This window comes from Allobaculum sp. JKK-2023 (genome assembly GCF_034745455.1).
In the GTDB taxonomy this organism is placed as follows: domain Bacteria; phylum Bacillota_I; class Bacilli_A; order Erysipelotrichales; family Erysipelotrichaceae; genus Allobaculum.
This window is the reverse complement of the sequence record NZ_JAYERV010000003.1, coordinates 1-25,141: the sequence shown is the minus strand read 5'-3', so window position 1 is coordinate 25,141 and position 25,141 is coordinate 1. Positions and strand designations below refer to the sequence as shown.

At 42.6% G+C, this 25,141-nt stretch carries 22 protein-coding genes; 7 read left to right on the top strand and 15 right to left on the bottom strand.

The annotated features are described in order from the left end of the window. Complete coding sequence (locus U4956_RS00220) at positions 1 to 1,884, bottom strand: PP2C family serine/threonine-protein phosphatase (protein WP_323088101.1); 1,884 nt, start codon at positions 1,882 to 1,884, stop codon at positions 1 to 3. 398 nt (positions 1,885 to 2,282) lie between these two features. On the opposite strand from U4956_RS00220, the gene U4956_RS00215 reads away from it, so the two are divergent. Then, positions 2,283 to 2,981: a hypothetical protein gene (locus tag U4956_RS00215; protein ID WP_323088099.1), complete on the top strand. Its 699-nt coding sequence runs from the start codon at positions 2,283 to 2,285 to the stop codon at positions 2,979 to 2,981. A gap of 168 nt (positions 2,982 to 3,149) precedes the next feature. On the opposite strand, the gene iscB is transcribed toward U4956_RS00215, so the two are convergent. The 5 genes from iscB to U4956_RS00195 form a co-directional block, all read right to left on the bottom strand. After that, on the bottom strand, positions 3,150 to 4,355 hold the full coding sequence (gene iscB, locus U4956_RS00210) for an RNA-guided endonuclease IscB (protein ID WP_323088098.1): 1,206 nt from the start codon (positions 4,353 to 4,355) through the stop codon (positions 3,150 to 3,152). Beyond that, on the bottom strand, positions 4,285 to 4,449 hold the full coding sequence (locus tag U4956_RS14360) for an RRXRR domain-containing protein (RefSeq protein WP_416347416.1): 165 nt from the start codon (positions 4,447 to 4,449) through the stop codon (positions 4,285 to 4,287). The genes iscB and U4956_RS14360 overlap by 71 nt, the downstream gene beginning before the upstream one ends. A 494-nt stretch (positions 4,450 to 4,943) precedes the next feature. Continuing rightward, positions 4,944 to 5,780: a hypothetical protein gene (locus U4956_RS00205; protein WP_323088097.1), complete on the bottom strand. Its 837-nt coding sequence runs from the start codon at positions 5,778 to 5,780 to the stop codon at positions 4,944 to 4,946. Between the two features lie 320 nt (positions 5,781 to 6,100). Beyond that, positions 6,101 to 7,471, bottom strand: a complete 1,371-nt coding sequence (locus U4956_RS00200) for an IS4 family transposase (protein WP_323088095.1) — start codon at positions 7,469 to 7,471, stop codon at positions 6,101 to 6,103. A gap of 135 nt (positions 7,472 to 7,606) precedes the next feature. Beyond that, positions 7,607 to 7,939, bottom strand: coding sequence for a hypothetical protein (locus U4956_RS00195; protein WP_323088094.1), 333 nt, complete (start codon positions 7,937 to 7,939; stop codon positions 7,607 to 7,609). Positions 7,940 to 8,608: 669 nt separating this feature from the next. Between U4956_RS00195 and U4956_RS00190 the strand changes: the two genes are divergently transcribed. Continuing rightward, complete coding sequence (locus U4956_RS00190) at positions 8,609 to 9,982, top strand: IS4 family transposase (protein ID WP_323088093.1); 1,374 nt, start codon at positions 8,609 to 8,611, stop codon at positions 9,980 to 9,982. A 903-nt stretch (positions 9,983 to 10,885) separates the two neighbouring features. Further along, the gene (locus tag U4956_RS00185) at positions 10,886 to 11,008 is read left to right on the top strand and encodes a hypothetical protein (protein ID WP_323088091.1); all 123 of its coding nucleotides are present in this window, start codon (positions 10,886 to 10,888) and stop codon (positions 11,006 to 11,008) included. Between the two features lie 592 nt (positions 11,009 to 11,600). On the opposite strand, the gene U4956_RS00180 is transcribed toward U4956_RS00185, so the two are convergent. The 6 genes from U4956_RS00180 to U4956_RS00155 form a co-directional block, all read right to left on the bottom strand. Beyond that, a complete protein-coding gene (locus U4956_RS00180; RefSeq protein ID WP_323088090.1) occupies positions 11,601 to 12,365 on the bottom strand; it encodes an SDR family NAD(P)-dependent oxidoreductase in 765 nt (254 codons plus the stop codon). Between the two features lie 229 nt (positions 12,366 to 12,594). Continuing rightward, positions 12,595 to 13,359: a glutamine amidotransferase gene (locus U4956_RS00175; RefSeq protein ID WP_323088089.1), complete on the bottom strand. Its 765-nt coding sequence runs from the start codon at positions 13,357 to 13,359 to the stop codon at positions 12,595 to 12,597. Next, on the bottom strand, positions 13,356 to 14,672 hold the full coding sequence (locus U4956_RS00170; RefSeq protein ID WP_323088087.1) for a MurT ligase domain-containing protein: 1,317 nt from the start codon (positions 14,670 to 14,672) through the stop codon (positions 13,356 to 13,358). Before U4956_RS00170 ends, U4956_RS00175 begins: the two co-directional genes overlap by 4 nt. Before the next feature lie 208 nt (positions 14,673 to 14,880). Next, positions 14,881 to 15,867 (bottom strand): patatin family protein, encoded by a 987-nt coding sequence (locus tag U4956_RS00165; RefSeq protein ID WP_323088086.1) that lies wholly within the window; start codon positions 15,865 to 15,867, stop codon positions 14,881 to 14,883. A 410-nt stretch (positions 15,868 to 16,277) separates the two neighbouring features. Further along, entirely contained in the window at positions 16,278 to 16,592 is a 315-nt protein-coding gene (locus U4956_RS00160) for a PTS sugar transporter subunit IIB (RefSeq protein WP_323088085.1), read from the bottom strand. 156 nt (positions 16,593 to 16,748) lie between these two features. Beyond that, entirely contained in the window at positions 16,749 to 17,369 is a 621-nt protein-coding gene (locus U4956_RS00155; protein ID WP_323088084.1) for a PTS transporter subunit EIIC, read from the bottom strand. Between the two features lie 108 nt (positions 17,370 to 17,477). On the opposite strand from U4956_RS00155, the gene U4956_RS00150 reads away from it, so the two are divergent. Continuing rightward, positions 17,478 to 18,146, top strand: coding sequence for an IS607 family transposase (locus U4956_RS00150; RefSeq protein ID WP_323088083.1), 669 nt, complete (start codon positions 17,478 to 17,480; stop codon positions 18,144 to 18,146). A gap of 29 nt (positions 18,147 to 18,175) precedes the next feature. Continuing rightward, a complete protein-coding gene (locus U4956_RS00145) occupies positions 18,176 to 19,717 on the top strand; it encodes a hypothetical protein (protein ID WP_323088082.1) in 1,542 nt (513 codons plus the stop codon). A 348-nt stretch (positions 19,718 to 20,065) separates the two neighbouring features. Here the strand turns inward: U4956_RS00145 and U4956_RS00140 are convergent, their stop codons facing one another. Genes U4956_RS00140 through U4956_RS00130 form a run of 3 tightly spaced genes read right to left on the bottom strand, consistent with a single transcriptional unit; the run spans position 20,066 to position 22,269 of the window. After that, a complete protein-coding gene (locus U4956_RS00140) occupies positions 20,066 to 20,611 on the bottom strand; it encodes a PTS transporter subunit EIIC (protein ID WP_323091414.1) in 546 nt (181 codons plus the stop codon). Between the two features lie 27 nt (positions 20,612 to 20,638). Further along, positions 20,639 to 20,806 (bottom strand): hypothetical protein, encoded by a 168-nt coding sequence (locus U4956_RS00135; protein ID WP_323088081.1) that lies wholly within the window; start codon positions 20,804 to 20,806, stop codon positions 20,639 to 20,641. A gap of 56 nt (positions 20,807 to 20,862) precedes the next feature. Further along, positions 20,863 to 22,269 (bottom strand): glycoside hydrolase family 1 protein, encoded by a 1,407-nt coding sequence (locus U4956_RS00130; RefSeq protein WP_323088080.1) that lies wholly within the window; start codon positions 22,267 to 22,269, stop codon positions 20,863 to 20,865. Positions 22,270 to 23,175: 906 nt separating this feature from the next. On the opposite strand from U4956_RS00130, the gene U4956_RS00125 reads away from it, so the two are divergent. Together U4956_RS00125 and U4956_RS00120 are read left to right on the top strand one after the other, a co-directional pair. After that, complete coding sequence (locus U4956_RS00125) at positions 23,176 to 23,889, top strand: GntR family transcriptional regulator (protein WP_323088079.1); 714 nt, start codon at positions 23,176 to 23,178, stop codon at positions 23,887 to 23,889. 31 nt (positions 23,890 to 23,920) lie between these two features. After that, on the top strand, positions 23,921 to 24,238 hold the full coding sequence (locus U4956_RS00120) for a PTS lactose/cellobiose transporter subunit IIA (RefSeq protein WP_323088078.1): 318 nt from the start codon (positions 23,921 to 23,923) through the stop codon (positions 24,236 to 24,238). The last annotated feature ends 903 nt before the right edge of the window (positions 24,239 to 25,141 follow it).

The window sequence follows — 25,141 nt, the reverse complement described above, 5'->3', positions numbered from 1 at the left end:
TCAGCTCTCCCTATCTGAATCTGACTTTTCCTTCATTTCCCTGACTTTTTTGGAATCCCGGCTGGCTCTTTCTTCTAAATCCTGACCGGCTTTGACCAGCTTACGGCCAAGATACGAAGCGGCTGCTCCAACATTGCGAAGCAATTTATCTCCAAATGTGTTTTCGTCTTTGATTTCTTCTGGATGGGCAGCAGTCGGACTTTCTAATGCGTGAAGATCCGCCGGTTTTAAAGGAAGCGGCTGGGAGGATGGAAAATCAGGCAGAGTGGTATTTTCCGGTTTGAAAGCAGGCTGCGGGTGTTCATCGCAAGAGGGTGAAGAGGATTCGGGTTTGGTGGATTGGACAGCTTGCTTTTCCGGTTTTGAAGCAGCATCGCCTGTCTTTTTTGCCTTTTCGTCTTCATCTTTGTCTTCAAAAAGTCCCGGATACAAAGCTTTCTGTTTTTGCCGTTCGTAGACTTTCGTCATCGCTTTCCAGTGTTCAATGTCAAATTCTGGCTCCACAATCTGTTGCATTTTCTTCTCGTTAACCACACCAATCAGGCTTAAATCATCACCAACGGCCTTTCGCAGTCTGGGCGAGTTCAGGAAGTCTTCCAGATCGTGGTGCAGAGTTTCAGCCTGCTTCGGATCTTCGATCGGGGTAAAAAGAATTGGCCTGATAAAGGGAAAGAATACCCGGTTGTCTTCAAAAGCACTCCGAACGAAGTAGTCAAGCAGTCCATCCGTAGCCATCACAAAGCCGGTAATATGCATTTCTTTTCCATATTGCCAGGTGGTTGTGCTCTGTAAAGGAAAGACGCTGCTGGCTTCAGGCCCTTTATGGCGGTGCGTAATCATTTTATAGCCGCCATCATCCTGTAAGATGACAATGCCGTCATCTCCAGCATGCGCAAAATAGAGCGTTTTTCCATCGTAGGCGGCGATGGTCAGCGTTGTGTGCATCGCGTAGTCAAGAACATTGAACTCGTCAGCCTTTTCACTGATCTTTCGCAAAGCACGATGCATCGTTTCCTGAAGCAGGGGTCCCATGGCCAGGACATCATCAAAAACAAAATCATGTTTTTCTAAAGCAGCAGTGAAGTAGTTTTTCATGTACTGAAGGCTTTCACTGACTGCCACTCTTGCTCCCCAGTCAGAATGAATACAGGAGCCCACACCATCAGCAATGGCAGCCAGAACGATCCGGTCCCCGACCACTTCAAAACCGCTGTAATCCTGGCATTCTGTTTCGTTCTTTACATGGCTTTCTCCTGTCTGGGTGATGTTGAAAACAAACAGATCAGAACCCCGATAAGATCTGGAAAGGCAGGCAGGAACAGGCGGGATAGAAATGGTGTCCGTTTCTTCTTCAAAAGCCTCCGACTGACTATCATCTGTCTGTTCAAGAAAAGATGCTTTCACAAACTCTGGTTCTTCATCTGAAGAAAGAACAGTTTCCAGTTCAGAGGCTTCTGCGACTTTCTCAAAGGCGGATTCGTTTTGAAAATTGTCAGTGGAATGATTTTCCTGCGCTTCCAGAGGCTTTCCACCTTGATCTGCCTGTGGTCTGGGGGCTGGAGATTCTTCTTTTTCTTGTCTGGCTGCTTCTTCCCTGTTCTGACCAGCATCTGAAGAAGGATCTGACTTTTCGTCTTCTTCTTTTTTTGAGTTCTCATTCACGGGATCCGTTTGCGTTTGTTCTGGATGTTCAGCCCTATGCGTCTGGAAAGCCTTCTCTTCTGGCTTCGAAAGAGGCTTTTTTGTCTGTTCTTGCTTCCAGTCGGTCTTCTTTGCTTCTTTTGGACTGACAAAATCCGGGCAGCTCAGTCCATCTTCTTTTGGATCTGTCTGATCGGCAGTCAGTCCAAAGGTAAAAACAGTGTTGTTGCTTCTTTCTGGCATATGGATTTCTTTCCCTTCTTCATCCTGGATTGCAGAACGTTTTCTGAACAGGATTTTCGATTTTCTAAAGACGTATCTGGATCTTTTTTGCACGTCTCTCCCATTCAGGTTCTTCAATTCTAGCAAGATTACAGATGGATTAAAGCCCTTTCAGTAAACTGCGGCCAAACTTTGGATGATGAACACGAAAAAGGCGCATTTCACCTTGTCAGCATCCTGGGCAGAAGACTTGCATCCTTTTTGAAGAAAAACATCTTTCGAATTCATTTCTGAAATCAGTCTGAGCACATTTTGGACTACAGGTTGTGCAATTCATAATGACTGGTTTAAAGTGAAAGGCATAAGAGAAAACCGGATTCAACAAAACAATAGAGAAAAGAGAAAAGAGAAAATTTTGTATGTCTGATTATTTACAAGAGATGTATCCGCCAGACAATCCTGGAGAATACCATGTGCCGGCTGTATTGCTGCTGGATTGTTCCCATTCCATGAATGGAGCACCTTTAAAAGAGCTCAATGACGGATTACAAATTTTTGGCAGGACACTTCGAGAAGATCCGCTGGCTTTAGGACGGGCTGATCTTGCGATTGTGACCTTCAATTCAAGTGTCCATGAAATTCAGCCGTTTATGCCAGCTTCCATGTATCAGCCGCCGACGCTTGAAGCCAGTGGCATGACCTCTCTGAATGGGGCCATCAACCATGCCCTGGACATGATCCGCTCAAGAAAAGACTATTATGCCAAAGTCAGCGGCACCAAATATTATCGTCCCTGGCTGTTTGTTTTAACTGATGGCTATCCAACAGACAAAGAACTGACCAAAGCCACACAGGAAAGGCTTCAAAAGGAGATCAGAAATAAAGGTGTTTTCTATCTGCCCATGGCGATCGGCGATCAGGCAAATCCAAGAATCCTGCAGGACTACTATCCGCCAGAACAATCCCAGAAGCCTTACTTCAAAGCGAAAGCCTCAGATTTCAAGCAGGCATTTGTCTTTCTTTCCAACAGCATCTCCCAGGTTTCCCGTACGGATCTTAGCGGCGGCGATACCATTAAAAGCCCGCAGGTAGATCGGACGATCACAATCGGCATCTGATTGAAGACCCCAAAACCAAAGTGAGCCACCTACAATCAAAAAGAGCGTAAAGATGAACGTCATACCTCATCCTTACGCTCTTTTTGGATTCTTTCAGCGCGGCTCTTCACGCTTTGTTTTCAATCTTCTTCGCTCCATATGATAGGCAAGGGTACCCCATCCAAATTGCTATGCAGTTTGGGTGGGGAGGAATTGCCGAATTGCTGTTTCTTGAATGTATCCTTTTGCTCGTTCTACGAGAATCAGTTTTTTCATGGAAGCTCCGTCTTTTATCTTCTGTCCCCAAAATGTTTTGAGTGTAAAAGCGCCTCTTACCCGGCGTCCGGTAATAAAACATTTCTGTCCTTTGTACAGGACTTTATCAAAAAGACAAAAGCCGCCAACCAGATGTGGAGCCTGGTTGTTCTTACGTACATGTCCTTTGCTGAAGTTAAATTTATGAATCTGACGGTTATGCCTTCTGATCTTTTTGAAATACAGGCATTTGTCTAACGGTCTGGCATTGAGATTGCCCGCGATGCAATATGCATCATTGTAGTGTTCTTTCGTCAGCCCAAGCCTGATCCTTTTATTCTTTGTCAGGTAGCCATAGGTATTGACCACTTCAATATTGGGATTGGCTGTTTTTAATCGTTCCAGCAGTGTCCAGCGCATGATGCCCATGAAGGTTGCATCCCGATAAGACTCAGCCCGTTCAGGAAGCTTGAAATCCTTTGGTCCTTTAATTTCTCCAGCCTTGATTTTTGCATGGTATTCCTTATGGCAGGTTTCACATAACGTAATCAGGTTGGAAGGTGAGTCTCCGCCAGTCTTCCGGCTTTCAATGTGATGCACATTTAAGATCGGATCTTTCTTTTTGCCATGACAGTGCTGGCATTCGTGATTATCGCGGCACAGCACGTATTCACGAACGTTCCAGAAACCAGTCTGTTCCCCCTGCTGGTATTCAATACCGCTGATCTCAGGATTCTTCAGTTTCTGCGTATCAAAGGAGGCCGTTTCCACCACAATTTTTGTCACGGGCAGAATTTTTTGAACTGCCGCAATCCGGTTAAGATGCGTGTCAATTTTATGTTCAACAGAGGGAGCAAGCCATCCTTTTTGTTTAGATTGAGTATCCTTTTGTTCAGGCTGAACCTGGTTTGACTGCGATCTGTTCCGGTTTTTAAATCTGGGTGCTCTGTATCTTGTCTTGCGGTTTCTTCTTGCCCGTCGGGCTTCTCTTCTGGTGGAGATCAGCTCAGGAATATCTGTTCTACACTGGACATCCCAGGCAAGAAGTTCTTTTGTCTCCGTGGAAGCACTAAGACCAATGTGTTTGGAACCAGCGTCTACTCCAAGAGTGACAGTAAGAGGTATATCTTGTTGAATCATATAAAAGCTGAATGGTAAAGGGAGTTTTCTTTACCACTTTAGCTTTTCTTTCTTTTAAAAGGCGGCGCACCTTGCCATGCCTTTCGGTTGGCATTAAAGGTTTGCCATCGATATCTAATACATAAACCATAGTTTTACCTCCAGGGTAATAAATCTTCTTGGGACAAAAAGCATCCTTTGAAGTGTATAAAGCATCAGCCTTCGCCAATGTTATAAGAGGTTTGTTGATCTGCACACTGCGCCTGACCTCAGCGCTGGTTAATGCAGATCCGCAGAGTCTGGAATTAGGCTGAACGTTCCAGAGTGTCTGTTTAGACCTATGAAAGGTCAATTCTCAAATAACGTAGTCAGTTAAGACTCAGGCTAGTCAATCAGCTTGAATAAAGGTGTTTTAAAGCCTTGTCTTCAAGCCCCATCCAAATTGCAAGGCAGTTTGGGTGGGGTCATTGACTCATCCTGTTTAAAACCACTTATTCAGGGATTGTTCCTGATAAGATTGCCTGGATAAGAAAGCCTGAACTCCAGGATCCACCAAAAGAAATCTTTTGAAAGGAAAGATTCTCGATTTTTGCAACTTGTCTTCTCTTGTTAAATTGATAGCGGCAGCTGGTGTCTAAGAACTTTATTATTTCCTTCATAGGCATCGACCAGCAATTCCAGGTCATTGACTGATTTATAGTAATCAATCAGCAATTGATAGAGGACCATCAGCATCAGCCAGTTTTTCTGCCGGCAGCAAATCCTGAGCATTTTCTGTTTGGCTGCCTCGATCTTGGCAGAATTCTCTCGCAAAATTGCTTTAAGCAGTGCAAACAAGGCTTTATCGTCACTTTCAAGCAGGTCAGGATCGAACTTTTCCATCTCCTTGAGACAACATTCTTTTTGCCCCAGACGATAATAACAATACGGAATCAAAATCAGATTTCCCACAAAGCCATCGCTCCAGTCAACAGGATGATCCTTTGCAAACTGGATTGCCTGCTCAAAACTGCCTTCCAGCGTTAAAATAATCAGCATCGTGGTTACTGCATGACGGTAATAAAGGGAATCTCCTGTAAAGGAGCCCATGGAAAGTAATGCTTTCTCGCTGCATGTCCTGGCAGCCGAAAAGGATTGAAGGCAAAGTAAATAATTTGCCAGATTGTTATAACACATTAACGCTCTGACATAGTTGCCATGCTTCACAAATAGATCGTGTGCTTCTTTCGCTGACAGATACCCATCATAATAGGACGAGGCAATCGTCAGCGATTGGGCATAGTTAAGCTTAATGATTCCTTCAAGCTGCGGCCAGAGCCGCCCGTTAAAGGAGTCAAGAGCCATAGCATAGTATTGGATCGACTGATCAAAGGCCATTCTTTTTCTGGCCTGGAAAGCTTTTAAATATAAGATCAGAGCCGTTTCATCATTATCGAAGGCTGGCATATATTCATCAATTTCATCATAAGCGCGAGTTTCAATCTTCGATAAAGATGACGGTTCTTTCGTCCTTGAAGCCATCATCAATGTCATTTAGCTAGAAAAATATGACCTCAAACTTTGTATAAAAATCAAAGACAAAGTGGATGATAGGAATAGAATTTGCTGCTGATTATATCCATATGCACCAACCAAGCACAAAATATACTGATTGATTTGGCTGTATTCATCAAAATAGGTGCACTAAAAACAACCCTTTGATAAGAGCCTTTTTTAAGAATTGTACGGGTGGTTTGTATCAATAAGATGCGCATATAATGCACTTATCAATAGGTGAACCATATCAAACGATTGGGATGGAGATTTCGCTTGAAGCTCCTTTCCGGCCGAACGGGCAGTTTTTCTCTTAGCAGCTCCTCAGTCAGAGCCTGAAACTCCGCTTTTGTAATTTGACGAATCGTTCGATTCTTCGTCCACTTCGGGGTGAACGTGTTCCTGATAGCCCGTATCGCCTTAGTTGTATTGATTTGGTATTCATAAGTTGTCTGCTTCTCTTCTTTATTATCCGATTGAGATGATTCAAGAACACACTTTTTGATCTCGGAAACCAGATTGTAGAAGATAAGGGATGAATAAATCTCCTGAATGATGTATTCTGCTTTTATCGAGTGGATACGTTTCATTCCTATTCCATATTTAAGCCAGGAGAAACTCTGCTCGATTCGCCACCTTAGGTGGTAAATAAATCCAAGAGCCTCCGGAGGAAATTCTGCTTCATCCAGATTGGTAATCAGTCCTTCCCAGACGTTGTCGCCAATCTCGATAGCTACCACCCTGCAGTCAAAATCAATAAATTCAGATTCTGGTTCAATCTGTCTCATTGATTTTTTGACCAGGTATTTCATCTGGGGGTTTTCTTTTTCCTCTTTTCTTTGGTGGTGGGTAAGAATGCGGCTGATCTGCTGGTCTTCTGTATGGTCAAGCTGTGTATAAGTCAGGCAGCTATACTCTCGTTCTTTCATACGTATGAGGTATTTGTGCCCTAAGGATTCAATAAGCTTACACAATGGGTAAGAGAAATACCCTCTGTCCATGACAAAGAGAAATGTCTCGCCAGGATAAGCTTCATGAATCTCCTTGACCATTTTCATAGCAGCACCTCGTTCGTCTTTGGACCTCTGGTCTTGAGTGACGATGGCTAAAAATTTGTCATTAAGTACGTCATAGGCTGCGTTAACGTGAATACCGGCCCGGATAATGTTTTCCTTGTTCTTGGTATAAATGATGTAGTCAGGTTCATCTTCATTTGGCGCAACAGGTTCATTGGTTCCGTCAAAAGCGATTACCCTGTGTTCTTTATATTTTTTATCCATGGAATAAAGTGCCAATGTGGCTTTGTGCAGTGTTGAAAATACGCTGACTGGAGTTTTGGTTTTTGTCTGAACAAGTGCTGAAGCAGATGGTCTTACACTGCCCATGCCGAAATAGTTCATGGACAAATCGGAGAGTGTTGCCCCATTCCCGATAATGGATGTATTCAGGAAATGGAACAAGTTTATTTTTGATGATCGATAATGACTGCGTGAGAAAGCTCCTGTTTCAGAAGCAAGAATCTTCTCCTGTTTGTAGGCAAATTCCTCAAGGGATTTCATGAATTTTTGATAAATCCTGTACGGCGAAGTAACTTTAGTTGCCATATTTTCCTCCTTATAAAGTTATGTTTTCAACGTGATAAGGATTAAATTAGATAATTATGGAGCTATTGTCAAAGTTAATTTTCGTTAAACCAGAAAACATAAAATCCACCATCTGTGCACGGATGGTGGACAATACTAACTATCAAAAACTAAGCTAAATGACATTGAAGCCATCATAGTAAACAAAGGCACATACAGGCATCCGAAAGAATACTCGTAAATACTCTGCCTTTGAATAAACTGTTCTAGAACTTGTGCTTCTTTTACTCGATTTTTGTAGATATAAGCATCCATTAAATTGCCAAGCAGCCGGCGAACCTCATCAAGCAGACATCGATCAAAGCAGAATTCTATTCCATAATAATCAAGAAACCTTTTAAATATCGCTTCTCTCATTGGTTTCTTCCCATTTTCAGAATCACTCAGATTTCCCTTTGAAATTTTCAAGTCATATGAAACATTATCCAATACAATCCTTTTTTCAATCTAATGTTTTTCTCAATAAAACCAAGGTACTTCTCATAACCATTATCAATATCCATATTCCCCTCCAAAAGTTCGCGAATTTTTCATGGTTTATTATGTTTTAAATCTATTGTAGTATTTATCCATAGAAACGAAAGGAAAAAAAGATTTATGAAGCATTTTACTATGATAGTGATAGTTTGTTTCACGATCTTATGGACTGGACTCACAGTAGTTCCAAAGTTTTGCCAAGAGCATCAAATAAAAGACTATTGTTGGGTCCACTTGATAGATCCGAAAGGTGGATTAGGCGGTTTGGTTGAAGACTAAATCGAATATCAAACCCACAGTTGACTATCCAATTCAAAACAGTCGGGTGCCCTTCATACGGATTTAGTTATTTCTCATATAAAATTATTAGTAATAGTCCCTTAACATGTCTATTGCTCAGTCGATAGAATAGCCCTTCCCATTCATTGGTGCTTATATTTTAAAATAAAAGCAGCAATGTCATTTAGCTTAGTTTTTGATAGTTAGTATTGTCCACCATCCGTGCACAGATGGTGGATTTTATATTTTCTGGTTTAACGAAAATTAGCTTTGACAACAACTCTATAATTGTCTAATTTAATCCTTATCACGTTGAAAACATAACTTTATAAGGAGGAAAATATGGCAACTAAAGTTACTTCGCCGTCCGTGATTTATCAAAGATTCATGAAATTCCTTGAGGAATTTGCCCACAAACAGGAGAAGATTCTTGCTTCTCAAACAGGAGCTCTCTCACGAAGTCATTATCGATCATCAAAAATAAACTTGTTCCATTTCCTGAATACATCCATTATCGGGAATGGATCAACACTCTCCGATTTATCCATGAACTATTTCGGCATGGGCAGTGTAAGACCATCTGCTTCGGCACTTGTTCAGACAAAAGCCAAGACTCCAGTCAGCGTATTTTCAACACTGCACAAAGCCACATTGGCACTTTATTCCATGGATAAAAAATATAAAGAACACAGGGTAATCGCTTTTGACGGAACCAATGAACCTGTTGCGCCAAATGAAGATGAACCTGACTACATCATTTATACCAAGAACAAGGAAAACATTATCCGGGCCGGTATTCATGTTAACGCAGCCTATGACGTACTTAATGACAAATTTTTAGCCATCGTCACTCAAGACCAGAGGTCCAAAGACGAACGGGGCGCTGCTATGAAAATGGTCAAGGAGATTCATGAAGCTTATCCTGGCGAGACATTTCTCTTTGTCATGGACAGAGGGTATTTTTCTTATCCATTGTGTAAGCTTATTGAATCCTTAGGGCACAAATACCTCATACGTATGAAAGAACGAGAGTATAGCTGCCTGACTTATACACAGCTTGACCATACAGAAGACCAGCAGATCAGCCGCATTCTTACCCACCACCAAAGAAAAGAGGAAAAAGAAAACCCCCAGATGAAATACCTGGTCAAAAAATCAATGAGACAGATTGATCAAGAATCTGAATTTATTGATTTTGACTGCAGGGTGGTAGCTATCGAGATTGGCGACAACGTCTGGGAAGGACTGATTACCAATCTGGATGAAGCAGAATTTCCTCCGGAGGCTCTTGGATTTATTTACCACCTAAGGTGGCGAATCGAGCAGAGTTTCTCCTGGCTTAAATATGGAATAGGAATGAAACGTATCCACTCGATAAAAGCAGAATACATCATTCAGGAGATTTATTCATCCCTTATCTTCTACAATCTGGTTTCCGAGATCAAAAAGTGTGTTCTTGAATCATCTCAATCGGATAATAAAGAAGAGAAGCAGACAACTTATGAATACCAAATCAATACAACTAAGGCGATACGGGCTATCAGGAATACGTTTACTCCGAAATGGACGAAAAAACGAACAATCTGTCAAATTACAAAAGCGGAGTTTCAAGCTCTGACTGAGGAGCTGCTAAGAGAAAAACTGCCCGTTCGGCCGGAAAGGAGCTTCAAGCGAAATCTCCATCCCAATCGTTTGATATGGTTCACTTACCGATAAGTGCATTATATGCGCATCTTATTGATACAAACCACCCATACAATTCTTAAAAACGGCTCTTATCGAAGGGTTGTTTTTAGTGTACCTATTTTGATGAATACAGCCAAATCAATCAGTATATTTTGTGCTTGGTTGGTGCATATGGATATAATCAGCAGCAAATTCTATTCCTATCATCCACTTTGTCTTTGATTTTTATACAAAGTTTGAGGTCATATTTTTCTAGCTAAATGACATTGATAAAAGCAGCACTACAATTTAGTTATATGGATTTTATTTGGACCTTGAGCGATATTTGTTCCAAGGTACTGTTTTCAAACAACTATGAAAATTTTTCAGTCTTCTGATAATAGTGATTGATATAGAAATCAGTCAATTGTTTATCGAGTTGATTGTTATTAAAACTTTCAAAGTAATGAAACAAAATATCCGGAACAAGCACCGCTCAAAAATCTTTTATTTAAAGTTTTATATTTAAATTAAGAACCAACAAGCGCTCTAATGGATAATGGTAGACGAGAAAAGCAGTTAATTAAAGGACTGTTCATTAGTACTAATATACTAATAAATATTTCAGAAGATAAATAAACTGTATTTGATAGGAGTAATCATTCAAAACGCAGCATTTGAGTAGGAACCATTTTTACTTTGGGGTAATACTACTAGAAAATACAAATACCCCCTAATGTTTTGTTTCACTGACTTTCATATTAATAAGGCCCTGCCTCATTAGAGATCCGGCTTTATATAAAAGTAAATCTAGTAATATTTTCTTTCAGGAATAAATATAAAAGCCATTGGAACAGATTACTAATAATGCGAAGGTAAACTGTTATCATAGATGATGCATTATACCTTCCATCTCTTCTATACAATTCCCTTGAATCGTAAGGAGGTATAGGTATGAATACTATTGAAAAAGCTATTGCTTTAGCAATTGTATTAGTTTTTGTTTGGGTAGCATTAAAAAAGCTCCCACCAAAGCATATTCATACAGATGCGCTGTTCTTTCTTTGTGGGCAGTAGCATCTGTTGCAATTGGGGGGGTAGGAGCGAACAATATCTTCTTGGTCGTTATTGGGTGTGCATTGATGGAAGTGATTAGCTTTGCGGTGGATAGCACTAAAAAGAAGAACAGTTCATGAATGTTGCCTATCCTACGCAGACTCACTTAAATCAAGCAACCGCCTAAGCAAAGAACAAAATACTGTCATTCTTGTGTCACGATTTTGAAGACTTACAGGCCTGCATTGCTCTGAATGCTTTGCAGGCCGATTATTTTTGATAATCAAAAATTTCATGATGAAAAATCGGTTCTAGAAAATTACATGAAAACAAACCTCATCAGGCCATAGAACGGATCTGCTCTATCCGAATCTTGTGCAAAGTCTGTAGCAAATCAAGAATTCTCACGAAAGAAGATGTCTAAAGTGGCATCTTCTTTTCTTGTATGCCCAGTATTACCCACAAGAAAAAGGCCCCCACTATCAGAGACCTGATGAGCAGAAGCCTGAACTTACTAAACTTAATGACATTGGTTTGCAACACCAAAAGAAGCATCTTTGCCAAAAGCAATAGCCTCTTTCTATAGGTGATTTGAATATTGGGTGGACAGAATCTATAGCGAAGCGCCAAAATCAGAGACCAGAACCTGTCCAGTCATCGCATTGGATTCATCTGAAGCTAAAAATAAAGCGATGTTGGCAATGTCTTCAACCGAAGCCACACCAGCGGAAAGATCAAGATGAGAGCGCATGGCTTTCATCATATCTTTATTGAGTGCGGCCACATCCTGATGAGCCGTCATCGAGGTGGCGATGGTTCCCGGGCAGATGACATTGCAGCGGATTCCTGTGCCGGTAAAACGGAAAGCCGTATGCTTGGTCAGGCCGATGATTCCGGCTTTGGCAACCGCATAGGCAGCAGGTCCGCAGCCTTTTTCGCCCGCAACAGAGGCAATATTCACAATCGAAGCCCGGTCGTTTTCCTGCATTTCCTGCAAGGCGGCCCGGGTCACGTACATGGTTCCTTTTAAATTGGTATCGATAATCCGACTGATATCTTCGTCCGTGGCACACTCAATCGGTTTCATGCCTTCTTCGAGAATTCCAGCATTATTGACGAGAATATCAATCTGACCATATTCACGAATTGCCTGATGAATAAGATTATCTGCTTCTTCAGGTTTTGAAATATCGCAGCGAACCGGCAGGACTTCTCCTGAGGATTCGCGGATTTCATCAGCGACTTTTTCCAGCTTGTCCATCCGTCTTGCTGAAATGACGACTTTTGCGCCTTCATCCGCAAACAGTTTGGCAATTTCAGCACCGACTCCGGCATTTCCACCTGTGATGACAGCAACTTTGTCAGCTAAACGATTCATTTGATTGTGTTATATCCTTTCGAGACGGTTAAATCCGTCTTGTATATTGCCTTATTTTAGCGTTAAACCAGTTCTCATACAAGCTGAGGACCTTTTTTGAAGACCGACAATCAGAATGCCGGCAAAGAACAGACGATCTGCCACAAACGTGCCCTGTTTTTCAGGTTTTCTTCAGAATTTTGAAGCAGCCCCAAATCCAGAATGGTCTTAAGGACAAGTTGGGCGGTGGTTAACTGTTGTGGACTTCCGCCTTGTCTTCCAGTTTCCAGCGATCGAGCAGTGCCTTGCGGGCAATCCCTTCCCAGGGCTGATCAATTGGAGCGAGCATGTCAAAGGTAAATTCCGGATTTCGCTTCTGGATGGCTTTGGTCAGCACAAAATCCGCCAGCTGACCATTTTTGGGCAGCAGTGGTCCATGCAGATACGTACCCAGAATATGGCCGTCATAATATCCTTCATAACCGCCATCAAAGCTGTTTCCATAGCCATGAACGACTTTTCCTAGCGGATGGGCAACATTCATGGTCTGTCCGCCATGGTTTTCAAAACCAATCAGCCGCAGATTAATCCCATCGAGTGGAGCATCAATGATGATGTTGCCGATGCAGCGGGATTTTGCCTTGCCCGTTGCGGTATAGTAGTCGGCAAATTTCAGGCCTTCGATCTTTTCTCGATCTGCTGTTTCGTAATACTGGCCAAACAGCTGATAGCCGCCGCAGATCAATAAGAAAAACGTGTTTTCATCCATGGCCTTGCGGATATTGTCCTTACGCGAGAGCAGATCCGGAATCAGAGCGACCTGCTCCTTATCGGCACCACCACCCATAAACACCAGATCAAAGTCCGAAAGATCAGCTTCCTGACCAATGCCGACAGTTGTCACCTGAAAGTCAATGCCGCGCTGGCTGGCTCTGCTGGTCAGGGTCATGATATTGCCCTTATCTCCGTAAAGATCCATGATATCGTGATACATCCATGCACATTTAACGATCATACATTTAATTCCTTCATAATCGCTTTACGGCTTGGCAGCAGGGCTGTATACGTTGCCACCACATAAACCGTATCGCTCTTTTCAAGGGCCTTGTTCACGGCCCTTTCAATGCTGGACTCTACAGAAAGATCCGACTGGAAGTTTCCGTAATACATCCGCAATGCCATATCTCCGGCTCTTGTTCCTGAGCAGATGACCGCTGCAGTCTGTGGGTTCATGAACTTTTCAAACTGGGTGTCATAAATCCAGGAGACATCGGTGCCATCCTGCTCATGGTCATTTAAAACGATCACAATGGCTTTCTTTGTTCCATCGCGTTCAATGACTTTCATCACCTCATTGGCACCAGTCGGGTTTTTAACGAGGTTAAGAACAACTTCCTTATTTTCCTTTTTAAAGCGCTCATTGCGTCCGGCAGGATGCGGGGCATCTTTTAACATCTTTTCAAAGGCTGAAAGGGGCAGATTGTATTTTTCCAGGACCGTCAGAACAGCGGCATAGTTATACATCGAGTACATGCCTTCATAAGGCCCCTGGAAACGATGGCCTTTGTAGTCAAATGTCTGACGGTTCAGGTCAATCTGGTTAAGTTGGACATCAAATTCCGGGGTTTCAAACCCACACCCTGGGCAGTGGAACTTGCCGATATGAGAGTACTGATAATACTCGTATTCAAGTTTCGTGTTGCAGCGTGGACAGAACTTTCCTTCACTGGCTTCTTTGGATTGCGTAAAGGAGTAAGGCGTGCGGCCCAGGCCAAAATACATCGCGCTCACGTCTGGGGCCTTCAAAGCCAGCCGGACCGTGTTGGGGTCATTTCCATTTAAAACGAGCGTGCCTTTAAAATCTGGCAGAACGTTTTCGATCGACTCAATCAGCTGTTCCATTTCGCGAGCCCGGTCTAGCTGGTCTCGAAAGAAGTTGTTGACCACCAGTACGGAAACGGGAATAAACGGCAGAATATGACGGACATTGAGTTCATCGACTTCGAGAACGACGACATCCGCATCGACGGTTCCATCGCTTTTTGTATTCTGTAACAGCGCTGAAGTAATCCCGGCTTTCAGGTTGTCTCCTTTACGGTTGGAAACGACTTTCCTGCCGGCTTTTTCAAAAAGCGAGGAAATCATGTTGGCAGTTGAAGTCTTGCCATTGGTTCCGGTCACTAAAATGACCGGTCCGCGAAAACGCAGCTTGCTCAGTGAATCAGGATCCACTTTCAAAGCGATCGTCCCTGGCATCGAACCACCACGGCCAACCAGCGAAAGCAGCTTGAATGAAGTTTTCGCAGCGAGAATAGAGAGTTTACTCATGAAGAATCCTTCCTGATCTGAAATTCTTCCCAGCAGAATTTTCTCTGTAAATATTCCTCTATAAAGAATCTTATAAATATATGGAAGAGAAAATCCATCCTCCATCAAACAGGCCCATAAAGTCTATTCAATCTGGCTGTCTGCAGCCTGGATCAGACTATTCAGACTCTGGTCATGGAAAGCAAGAGAAGAATCATAAATTTAAATTTTATGGTTGAAGCAGAAAATCAGCAGCCTTGCGGCCATCCTGATACCCTTCATCATACAGGCCCTGGACGGCATCTGGCGAGCCACCTAGAGATTTTACATCATGAAGCGTTTTTGGAAAGACAAACAGGAGTTTTCCTTCTTCTTGCAGTTTCAAAGCCAGCTGTAACGACTCGTTATTTTTGTGCATGCGAACTTTCAGGGCCTCATGGACAGCCGGAAATGAGCGACCGTATTCAGAAAAGCGAGCGGCCAGTTCGATGGTCAGTTCCATGGCTTTACTTGGCTTGTCTTCTTCGACAGGTCTTGGAAAGAGAATGACGATCCGGTCTGCTCCCCTGTCCAGAGCTTGCTGGACCGGGATGGGATCACTGACCGTTCCATCACAGAATGGAAGATTGGCGATGCTATTGGTCGTACATAAGTAAGGAACCGAGCAGGAGCCTTTGATCAGTGCATAATCGTCCTGGCTTATCCATTCTTTGCCAAGATAAACTGGCCGGCCTGTTAAGGCATTGGTTGCAACCGTAATCAGCTGGGTGGGCGAAGCTATAAGTGCCGAATAGTCGAGCGGGTATTCCCCATCTGAGTTGGAGAGTGTTCCATAAATATAGTCCATATCAAAAAAGGAGCGTTTGGTCAGATAATTATGAATCGAGGCATACTCCTGACGAAAGCCGTATTCATGATAATAGGCGTATAATCGCCCTTTCTGTTTCGCGATATAGGTAGCCAGATTGGCGCTGCCCGCACTGACCCCGATACATAAATCAACCTGGATATTTTCATCCATCAATCTTTCCAGGACCCCGGCCGCATACACCCCGCGAAGTCCTCCGCCCACATCAATCAGGCATGTTGTATGCTCTGGTTTCAAAGAAGGTTTCAAGCTTGTCTTTCCCGGCTCGAAGCTCTGGCCAGACGAAGAATCAGATTCACTTTCCTGGCGGTTAAAAAGAGATTGAATGTTTTCAATCCATTGCAGCATATTCCATTTTCCTTTCCCTTCATCCTTCCATTCATCTTCTTAAGTTTTCATAAAAAACTGCTTTTGTTCATAAAACAGAAACTGTTGAAGATCAGACAGAGATCAGACAGATATGAGATAAAAGTTATTGTTTTGCTTCGCATAAGGAAGCATCTGTCGAGATTTTTCGAGGATACGTTTTTTATTATCCCCTTTGCGATGCAAATGACCATTTCCAGACGCATGATTTTTACTGGACAGATTGAATGGTTTGACCTGTAAGCGGTATCGTCCAGACAGGCTGCCAGAAGTCTGGCAGTTGGCAAAGTTAAGTCTGCAAAAGGAACTGTAAAAAAAAGAACTGCAGGCCGGCGGGAAGGTTTGCAGTTCTTTTGGGAATGAGTGATTCAGGAGCAGTTTTGCTTTTCTTCTTACTTTTTCTGAGCGGCTTTCATCAGTTTATAGGCTGTCTTCAGAACTTTTTTACCATCCATGGAACCATATTCTTTCATGTCGATGACAGCGGATGGAGTGTCAGGAGCGAGTTCCTTGACGTTATTGAGTTCGTAGCCGATCTGCGGTCCAAGCAAAATGACATCTACGCCATTCAGTTCTTTTTTTGCCTGGGTTAAGGATTTGGCTTCGATGTGGCAGTCAACGCCGAGTTCTTCGGCAGCTTTGGTCATATTGCGCACGAGGATGGAAGTGGACATACCAGCGTTGCAGACGAGCAGAATGTTTTTCATGTTCTATTTTCTCCTTCAGACATTGGTCTGTTTGCATGAATCATTGAGTTTATGCTCAAAGGCGAAGCGCCTTTTCGAGTCTTTAAAATTGAATGGAAATCAGCTTTATTGATTTCTGTTCAGACTTTTCGGTTTCTTTGTCAGCTGTTCTGTTGATCAGTCGAGGTCGAAGACATCATCATCGTCATCAGCTTCAACGGCCTGACGTTCCATAACCTTATCGTTGACCTTAACGAATGGCATGTAGATCAGAACACCAAGAATCAGAACGACTGCCTGAACGATAACGGCCATCCAGTCACCACCTGTTGCCAAGAAGCCGGAGAGCAGAACTGGAGTTGTCCAAGGAACTAACGTTACACATGGATGCATCATGCCCGATACAGTGGCCAGGTAAGAAATAACGATACCCATAACTGGAACTAACAGGAATGGAATCGCCATGGTGATGTTGTAAACGATTGGGTAGCCGAATAATACAGGTTCGTTGATGTTGAACAGACCTGGAACAATCGACAGTTTCGCAACATTGCGGGTTGCAGCGTTGCGGCCTACGATGAAGGTTGCAATTAACAGGCACAGGGTTGAGCCAGATCCGCCTAACAGACCAAAGGAGGTTACCTGAGAGACGTTAATTACGTTTGGAATTGCAGTACCAGCTGCATAAGCAGCGATGTTTTCCTGGATGTTGATAATTAACAGTGGTTCAAGAATCGAGGAGTAAATAACAGACTGGTGAATACCAAACAGCCAGAGCAGGTTGCCCAGGGTACACAACTGTTACCTTATCTTGGCGAATCAAGATATTAATATTCCTATATAACTATTTTATAATTCTACTAATTGTGGATTTTTTATGGTATCATTCAAACAGGAGATGACGTTATGATCGGTCCTGAAGACTTAAGAAGAGAACGCTATACCACTGGACAAATTGGAAAGCTTGTAGGGAAAAGCTACCATACAATTGCCCTTCATAAAAACAAGGGAATGATTAATATGGTGCAGGATCCTGTTTCCGGGTTCTGGTATGCCAATAAAAAAGACCTGATTGATTATCTGAAAAAGCTCGGATTATGGAACAATTCCGAGAAAAAGAATGCTATCTATGCCAGGGTTTCTTCCCATGATCAAAAGAAACATGGTGATCTGGACAGACAGATCGGCAGGCTCTGCCAGAAAGCTTCTGGCGCAATGATCTTTTCTGATGTTGGCAACGGCCTGAATACAGAACGCAAAGGACTAAATAAACTCATAGATGAGGTCATTCATAATAAGATTGATGTCCTCTATATTACTCATAAAGACAGACTCACCAGATTTGGATATGGCTATCTTGAAAAGTTTTTTAATGCCCATGGAGTCAAAATCATAGTGACCGAGGATAAGCCGGATAAGAACTATCAGGAGGAGCTGGTAGACGATATGATGTCGCTCCTTGCCTCCTTTTCCGGGAAAATGTATGGAATGAGAAGGTCTCAAAGAAAAAAGATTGCCCAACAGGCCAAAGAAGCAATTGAAGAACCTCTCAAACAGGAAGAAACAAAAGATTGAGAGGCCTGTAAAAGAAAGGAGCTGTGTATATGGCGACAAAAATGAAGATTCGAGAAAAAGTCCCTTATCAAAGAGCAGCTCTTTTTGATGAAGAATCGTTTACACTCACTTCCTCCGGCCGTTTTGGTAAAGAAGGATGTCTGGATAAAAAATCACTGCTCAAACCAAAGGAAGAAGCTGTGGCGCAGCTGGCGGAACTTAGAGCCTATATTGAAACAATGGCAGAACATTTTTCCCGGATGGTTCATTCGGCATGGGTGATGATCTGCCATGGATTGGAAGATGGTGAGATTAAAGCTTCTCTGACCAAACAGTATTCTGTTAAAGCAAGAGCAGCGAATGCGGCAATCAACCAGGCTCGCACCAGAATGAATTCCCTGAGTGCTCTCAAAGTGACACAGATGGAGGAGCTTGAATCCAAAATCAGCGCCTACGAGGAGCTGCTTGAAGATCAGAAAAAGGAGCATAAAGAATGGCACCAGGGCGTAAACTGGCATAAGCCGCAAAAAGGTGACTGCCAGAAAAACAGATACTGGAAGCGAAAACTCAATAACATGAAAAACCGCCTCCATGGAATGAAGCAGAAACTGGCTAACTGGAAAGAAAAAATTGAAAGCAGTTCTTTTTCATGCTGCTTTGGATCTAGAAAACTCTTTAAGGCTCAATACCATTTAATAGAAGCAGGATTTGCAAACCACGAGGAATGGAAAGCGGCCTGGAGAAAAGCCAGAAAGAAAAGCTATTATCTGTTTGGCAGTTCGGATGAGACTCAGGGAAACCAGTTGTGTCAATTAACACCAGAATCTAAACTTGGCTCTGACTGGTTCAGTCTGCTTCTTAGAAGCGGATTTAAAGATGACAAAACTGAGCATCACATCGCAGTGCGGATTCCATATCTGAAAAAAAAACTGAAAGACAATCTCGAAAACCGCTCTGTTTCCTATCGTTTTGTTCTGAAAGATAAAGGACTGTATATCCAGCCGATGGTTACAATCCAGAAAAAAGAAACCTATGAACCACAGGGAATGCTTGGAATCGATATTAATGATGGATTCTTCTCGGTTACTGAAAGTGACGGCCAGGGAAAATTTGTTTCTTCCCAGGATATCACCTATTCAAATTCAGGCTCCAAAGCGGTAAATGCCACCGTTATGGCTCAGAAGCTGTCTGAAATTTTTACCAGAGCAGAGAAGCTCCATTATGGGGTTGCCATCGAGACAATCAATCTTACGAAGAAGAAAACAAAGATTCAAAAGAGATGGGAAAGAAAATATAACCGAATGATTTCAAATTTCCCATACTTAAGATATATGGACAACTGTGAAGCATTATCACTTAAAAGCGGTGTTCCCCTTTATTACGTCTCCCCTTACTGGTCATCCGTTCTTGGAGACGAGAAGTACTCTGAAAAGCTGGGGATCAGCCGTCATCAGGCGGCAGCCTATGTGATTGCCCGGCGGGCTCAGAATTACAGCGAATTCTATATTCCTCCCAAAAAAAAAGGAAAGTCCAAAGCAAAGAAAACTAAAACAAAGAAGTCTGAAACAAAGGCATCAAAACCATGTGCGTAACTGGCATTCAGCAATGATGTAAGTCCATTCTGCTTTGAAAATCCGGCCTCTTAGTCCACTTGATTGAAGAGGCCTCACTTGTTTTTATTGCGACATGGGCGAAAGCCCAAGGTGTCTTGCAATGTATTTTTGAAATGCATTTAATCTGCAGTCCGCTATATATGAAGCGAGTCCAACTCTGTACAAACGCAAGTTTGTTGGGCACGGAAAAGTTTATCCTTCATCCCGGTTAATGGCCAGCGGATCATTAGCCTTGCTCTGAAGGTGAAAGAGCTTTTTTCAACCCGGCAGAGGAACCAGCCGTAGGGATTCTAGGGCAGCTTCATTTTATCCGTATAGCTGGATTAGCTAAAAATAGGCTACGGTATACAGAATGATCGTTCCCCAAAGGCTTGTACCGATGGATTTCAGAGGAGTCTGGATAAAGTTCTTGATCAGGGTAATTAAATCCGTTCCACACATTGCGATCAGAGTGGCTAAAACTGCGAAGATGGCCAGGGAAAGCATAACTGGAATCAGGACGTTGAAAGATTTTCCAACAGCAGGGGGAACCTGATTGCCAAGGTTAATCTGGAGCTGTTTCATGTTGGATAATTTGATGTAAAGCTCAGAGATCAGAAGACCAATGAGAATACCACCAAACATACCTCCGGTACCCAGGTTGTTATAAGTCAGCACACCAGAGAAGATATCCGCATTCGCACCTTCTGCGATTGGTGTTAATTCAACCTGCATAGGCATCATGAAAACGACACCAGCTACAGCGACAACCGCAGTGGATAATGGGTTGTCGAATTCACGGTTGACGGATAAGCAGTATCCGATGGTGGCTGCAATAAGCAGACCGGAAATATTCAGCGTACCATTGACCAGAGCGTTGCCCCAGTACTGGATGTTTGTAAGGGCATCTCCGGAGAAGATTCAGGTAAATACGGTGTTGTTTAAAAGAAATGCGATACCAGCCAGAATATACAGTGGCATGATCGTCGCAAAAGCATCGCGCATTGTGCGCAGATAGAGCAGGTTTCCAAATTTCGCAGCGAAGTCGGCGAACTTGGTCATAAACCCGTTAGATTTTGTCTGTTCCATGAGTTCCTTCCTCTAGACGTTCGATTCGTATGACGTTTCGTTTTATTGCTTTTTTGTTATTCTTCTGTTTCAATCGTGACAGCGTTTTCATCGGACACTGCCTTAAACCAGCGTCCAGATTTTTTAATTGTCCGTTTCTGATCGTTCAGATCGATGCCGATAAATCCATAACGGTTTTTATAGGCATTGTTCCAGCTCCAGCAGTCCATCGCGGTCCATGGATGGTAGCCAAAGCAGTTCGAACCTTCTTCCATTGCCCGGTGCAGCTGTGCCAGGTGTTCTTTGTAGAATTCGATGCGGTAATCATCATCGATCGATCCATCCGCGTTGCGGTATTTTTCTTCGCCTTCCACACCCATTCCATTTTCCGAAACAAACCATTTGATATTTCCGTAATTGTCCTGGACGTTTTTGGCAATGTCATACATCGCCTGCGGATAGATTTCCCAGCCGCGGTAAGGATTGATTCTGGCTTCCGGCCATTCCCATTCTTCGTAATATTTGTCTGGCATCCAGTCCGGATATTTCTCTGGATTGGAAGGGGCCATAACACGTTTTGGATGATAGTAGTTCACACCCAGAAAATCGACCGTATTGTTGGCGATTGTTTCCAGTTCTTCTTTGGTTTCATCCCATTTCACACCGTCTTTTTCAATGACTTCTACGAGATGTTCGGGGAATTTACCCTTTACAGCCGGATCCAGGAAACTGTTGTTGAAGAAGTCATCCGCAAAGGCAGCCGCTTTGAGATCCTCTTCACTTTGCGATCTTGGATAGCTTGGGGTCAGATTGAGAATGATACCGATCTCGCCGTCTTTTTCAAGGTCTCTGTAGGCCTGAATAGCTTTCGCGCTGGCCAGGTTGATGTTGTACATAATCTGCAGGGCTTCTTTTCCCTTGCCAGTCAGTTTTGGCCAGTGGAATCCATACAGCCAGCCGGCTTCCGGAATGACCATCGGTTCATTGAAAGTTGTCCAGTACTTTACATCATCGCCAAACAGTTCAAAGGCTGTCCGGGCAAATTTTTCATACAGGTCGACCACATGTTTGCTCTGCCATCCCCCGTATTTTTCCAGCAGCTCAGCTGGCAGATCGAAATGATGCAGGTTGAGTACCAGCTCAATGCCATTTTTCTTCGCCTCGGCAATGAGATTTCGATAAAATTCGACTCCTTCTGGATCCGGTTCGCCAGTCTCAAGATCTTTGATCAGACGGCTCCACTGAATGGAAGTACGGAAGGAATTCAGACCGATTTCTTTCATGAGTCTGAAGTCTTCCGGATAGTGATGATAGAAGTCGCTGGCCACATCTGGCCCGACTCCATCAAAGAAATCGTTGCGCTGATTGCGATACCAGTAATCCATCACATTTTCATGGCGCTTTCCATACCAGCCTTCGGTCTGAGGTCCGCTGCTGGCAGCCCCCCACCAGAAGCCTTCTGGAAACTGAAGTTTTTGCTCCATCTCTTTTGCTCCTTTTCTTCATGTGCCTTTAGTCTATCCAATTCTCGTTTGTTTGTCTAGTCATTTTTAACATTTTATTTCTTCATTACTATTTTCATGCATATACAATTTGTGAAAACCGCTAATTGAAATCGGATTCATATGTCTAGATCATAGGAATCGGATTTCAAACGCACATTCCCCTTTCTGATTCGATTTCCCTCACTCCAATCGGCTGGCATCTGTCTTTGAAATCGGAAAAGCCCAAAAATCTCCTTTGCGTCTTTCAAAGCTGCCAACACCATCCATCTGATTTCAGCAATTGCCGGATCGTTCAACGAAATCATGGAAGATTATCGAATGTTTATGGGATTGACACTTATATTCTAGCAAGCGGTTACAGAATGTCTATACATATACCGAAAAAAGTCCTTCTTATTTTATTGAATGTATTTTCATGAAACGGCTGTCATCTTCGGTTCTTCTCCCCTTTTTCCAACATAAGCGCCTTCAATCCCTGGCAATCTTTCAGGATTTTGGATGGCAACTAGATATGGTTTATCTTCATTTTTATTTCTTTTGAGACAGTTTCCTTACGCAAAACTGCCTGGGTTAACCTGCTTCAAGAAATGTCTAATACTTTTTTGGCAAAAATATGACCTAAATTTTATTCGAATCTATATCTTTTAAAGCAAACGATGGTCATTTACGTTACAATGAATAGGACAAGAAAGAGAGAAATGAATCTGTGACTTCCGCGATCTGTACGCGAATTCTGCTTTCGTATTTCCTGAAAGAGAGAATCTGGAAATTAAATTGTACAGACAACCAAATACAATTTGTAAATATTTAAAATATTCTATTGTCTAGATTAACGAAATCGCGGTATAGTGAAGTCGTACACGAATCCGGCTACAGAATGCGAATATGAAAACCAAGTACAAAACGATTTACGAAGAAACGAAAAAGAAGATTGAAAACGGAGAGTACAAAGTCGGCCAGATGATTCCCGACGAGCTTTCGATGTGTGAAATGTATGGCTGTTCACGGATGACTGTCAAAAAAGCCTACGATATGCTCGTTCTTGAAGGGTTGATTTACAGAAGGCAGGGCCAGGGCAGTTTTGTTCTGTCCCGCACCAGTTCCAAAAAGGAAGTTGAGATTTTCGAAAGAGAACTCAGTGGATTTACCCGGGCAACGGATGGTAAAGGCCGTTCGAAGATCCTGCATTTTCAGCTGATTTTTGCCACCGAAGAAATTGCCCGCAATCTCAACATCCGTGTCAACGATCCGGTCTACGATATTCTGCGCGTGCGTCTGGTCAACGATCAGCCTTACGTCATTGAACAGACCTACATGTCCCCGGCCCTGATTCCTGGGATTACCGAAGATATCCTGCATAAGTCAGTCTACAACTACATTGAAAGCGAACTGGGATTCCGGATTGGAGCGGCCCAGAAGACGACCAGTGCTGATGTTTCTTCGGATCTTGACCACAGGGAATTAGGGTTAAAGGATATTGAGCCTGTACTCGTCGTTGAACAGATCGCCTACCTCGACAACGGTACGCCTTTTGAATACTCCATCTCCCGTCATCGTTATGACTTGTTCAAGTTTTCTGTGTATTCCCTGCGCCGTTGAGCCAGGATAACCGGCAAAAGGAGGAAATTCCATGGAAGGAATGGAAATGATCTGCTTCCAGATCATCGCAAACAGCGGAGGCGCTAAAACTGCCTATATGTCTGCAATTGAGGAAGCGAAAAATGGCAATTTTGAAAAAGCTGCTGAACTCATGAATGAAGGCGACGAGTACATGAACCAGGGTCATGGCCCGCATGCCGAACTCATCCAGAAAGAAGCAGCTGGTGAGTCAACGCCTGTATCCTTACTGCTGCTGCATGCAGAAGACCAGATGATGGGTGCTGAACAGTTCAAAGCTTTGGCTGCTCAGATGATTGACCTTTATAAACGTTTAGAAAAAGCTGAATAAACAAGTCTTTGAGATCTCTTCGTTGTTCAAAAGACTTTTCCCCGCCTGATGGCGGGTTTTCTTTTGCAAGTTTTCTGGCAGGCCAGCTTTTTTTCGAACCCCTTCATAGCCCGATCCTTTTCTTTTTGCGCAGCTTTCTGTTTGGTCTGTAATTCTGTCTCCTCTTGTTTGCCGATCGTGACTCTTCTTATGTTCCTGTTTCTCTGTCTTCAAGATCATTTTCTTTCTTCTGAGGACTGATTCTTTTCTATCTGCAAAAAACAGCCAGGCAATCTGGTTTTTCGGGCAGATTTGCGGATATATCGTTTGGTTCCTGCAATTTGGGTTCGTTAATGCAGATTAGTGAACCCAAATTGCATTTCAGCGTCCTTTCCACGTTTTTTCTTTCAAAATCTTCAATTTATGTGATTCAATTATTCATTTTATAATCACATAATTGATTCATTAAAAATCAAATTCTTAAGTCGCTGGATATATTTGCATTTTATCCGGATTATAAATTTAGTTTTAACGTAATTTATGTTCTATTTTTAATCCGCCATTTTAAATCTACGCATCATAAATGACATCATTGATCAAAAATCTCAATCTATGTATTTTAAAATCAAATTTATATTCACTATCATATGGTAAACAACCCCCTTTGAAAGACCATCGTTATCTCTGTTGCTGGTATAACTTTAATAGATGCATTATAATATTATTATAGATTTATATTTAATCTTAATTATATTTTCTTAGATAGACACGGCCGTCAGGTGATATCCCATCATTTCTTCCATTCGTTCTGTTCAAATCTCTGAATATCATTAAAAACGTGATTATATATTGATATTACATGAGTAAAATATTGATCAATGTAATATAAAGATTATAATTGAAATCATATAAAGGAGTTCAATC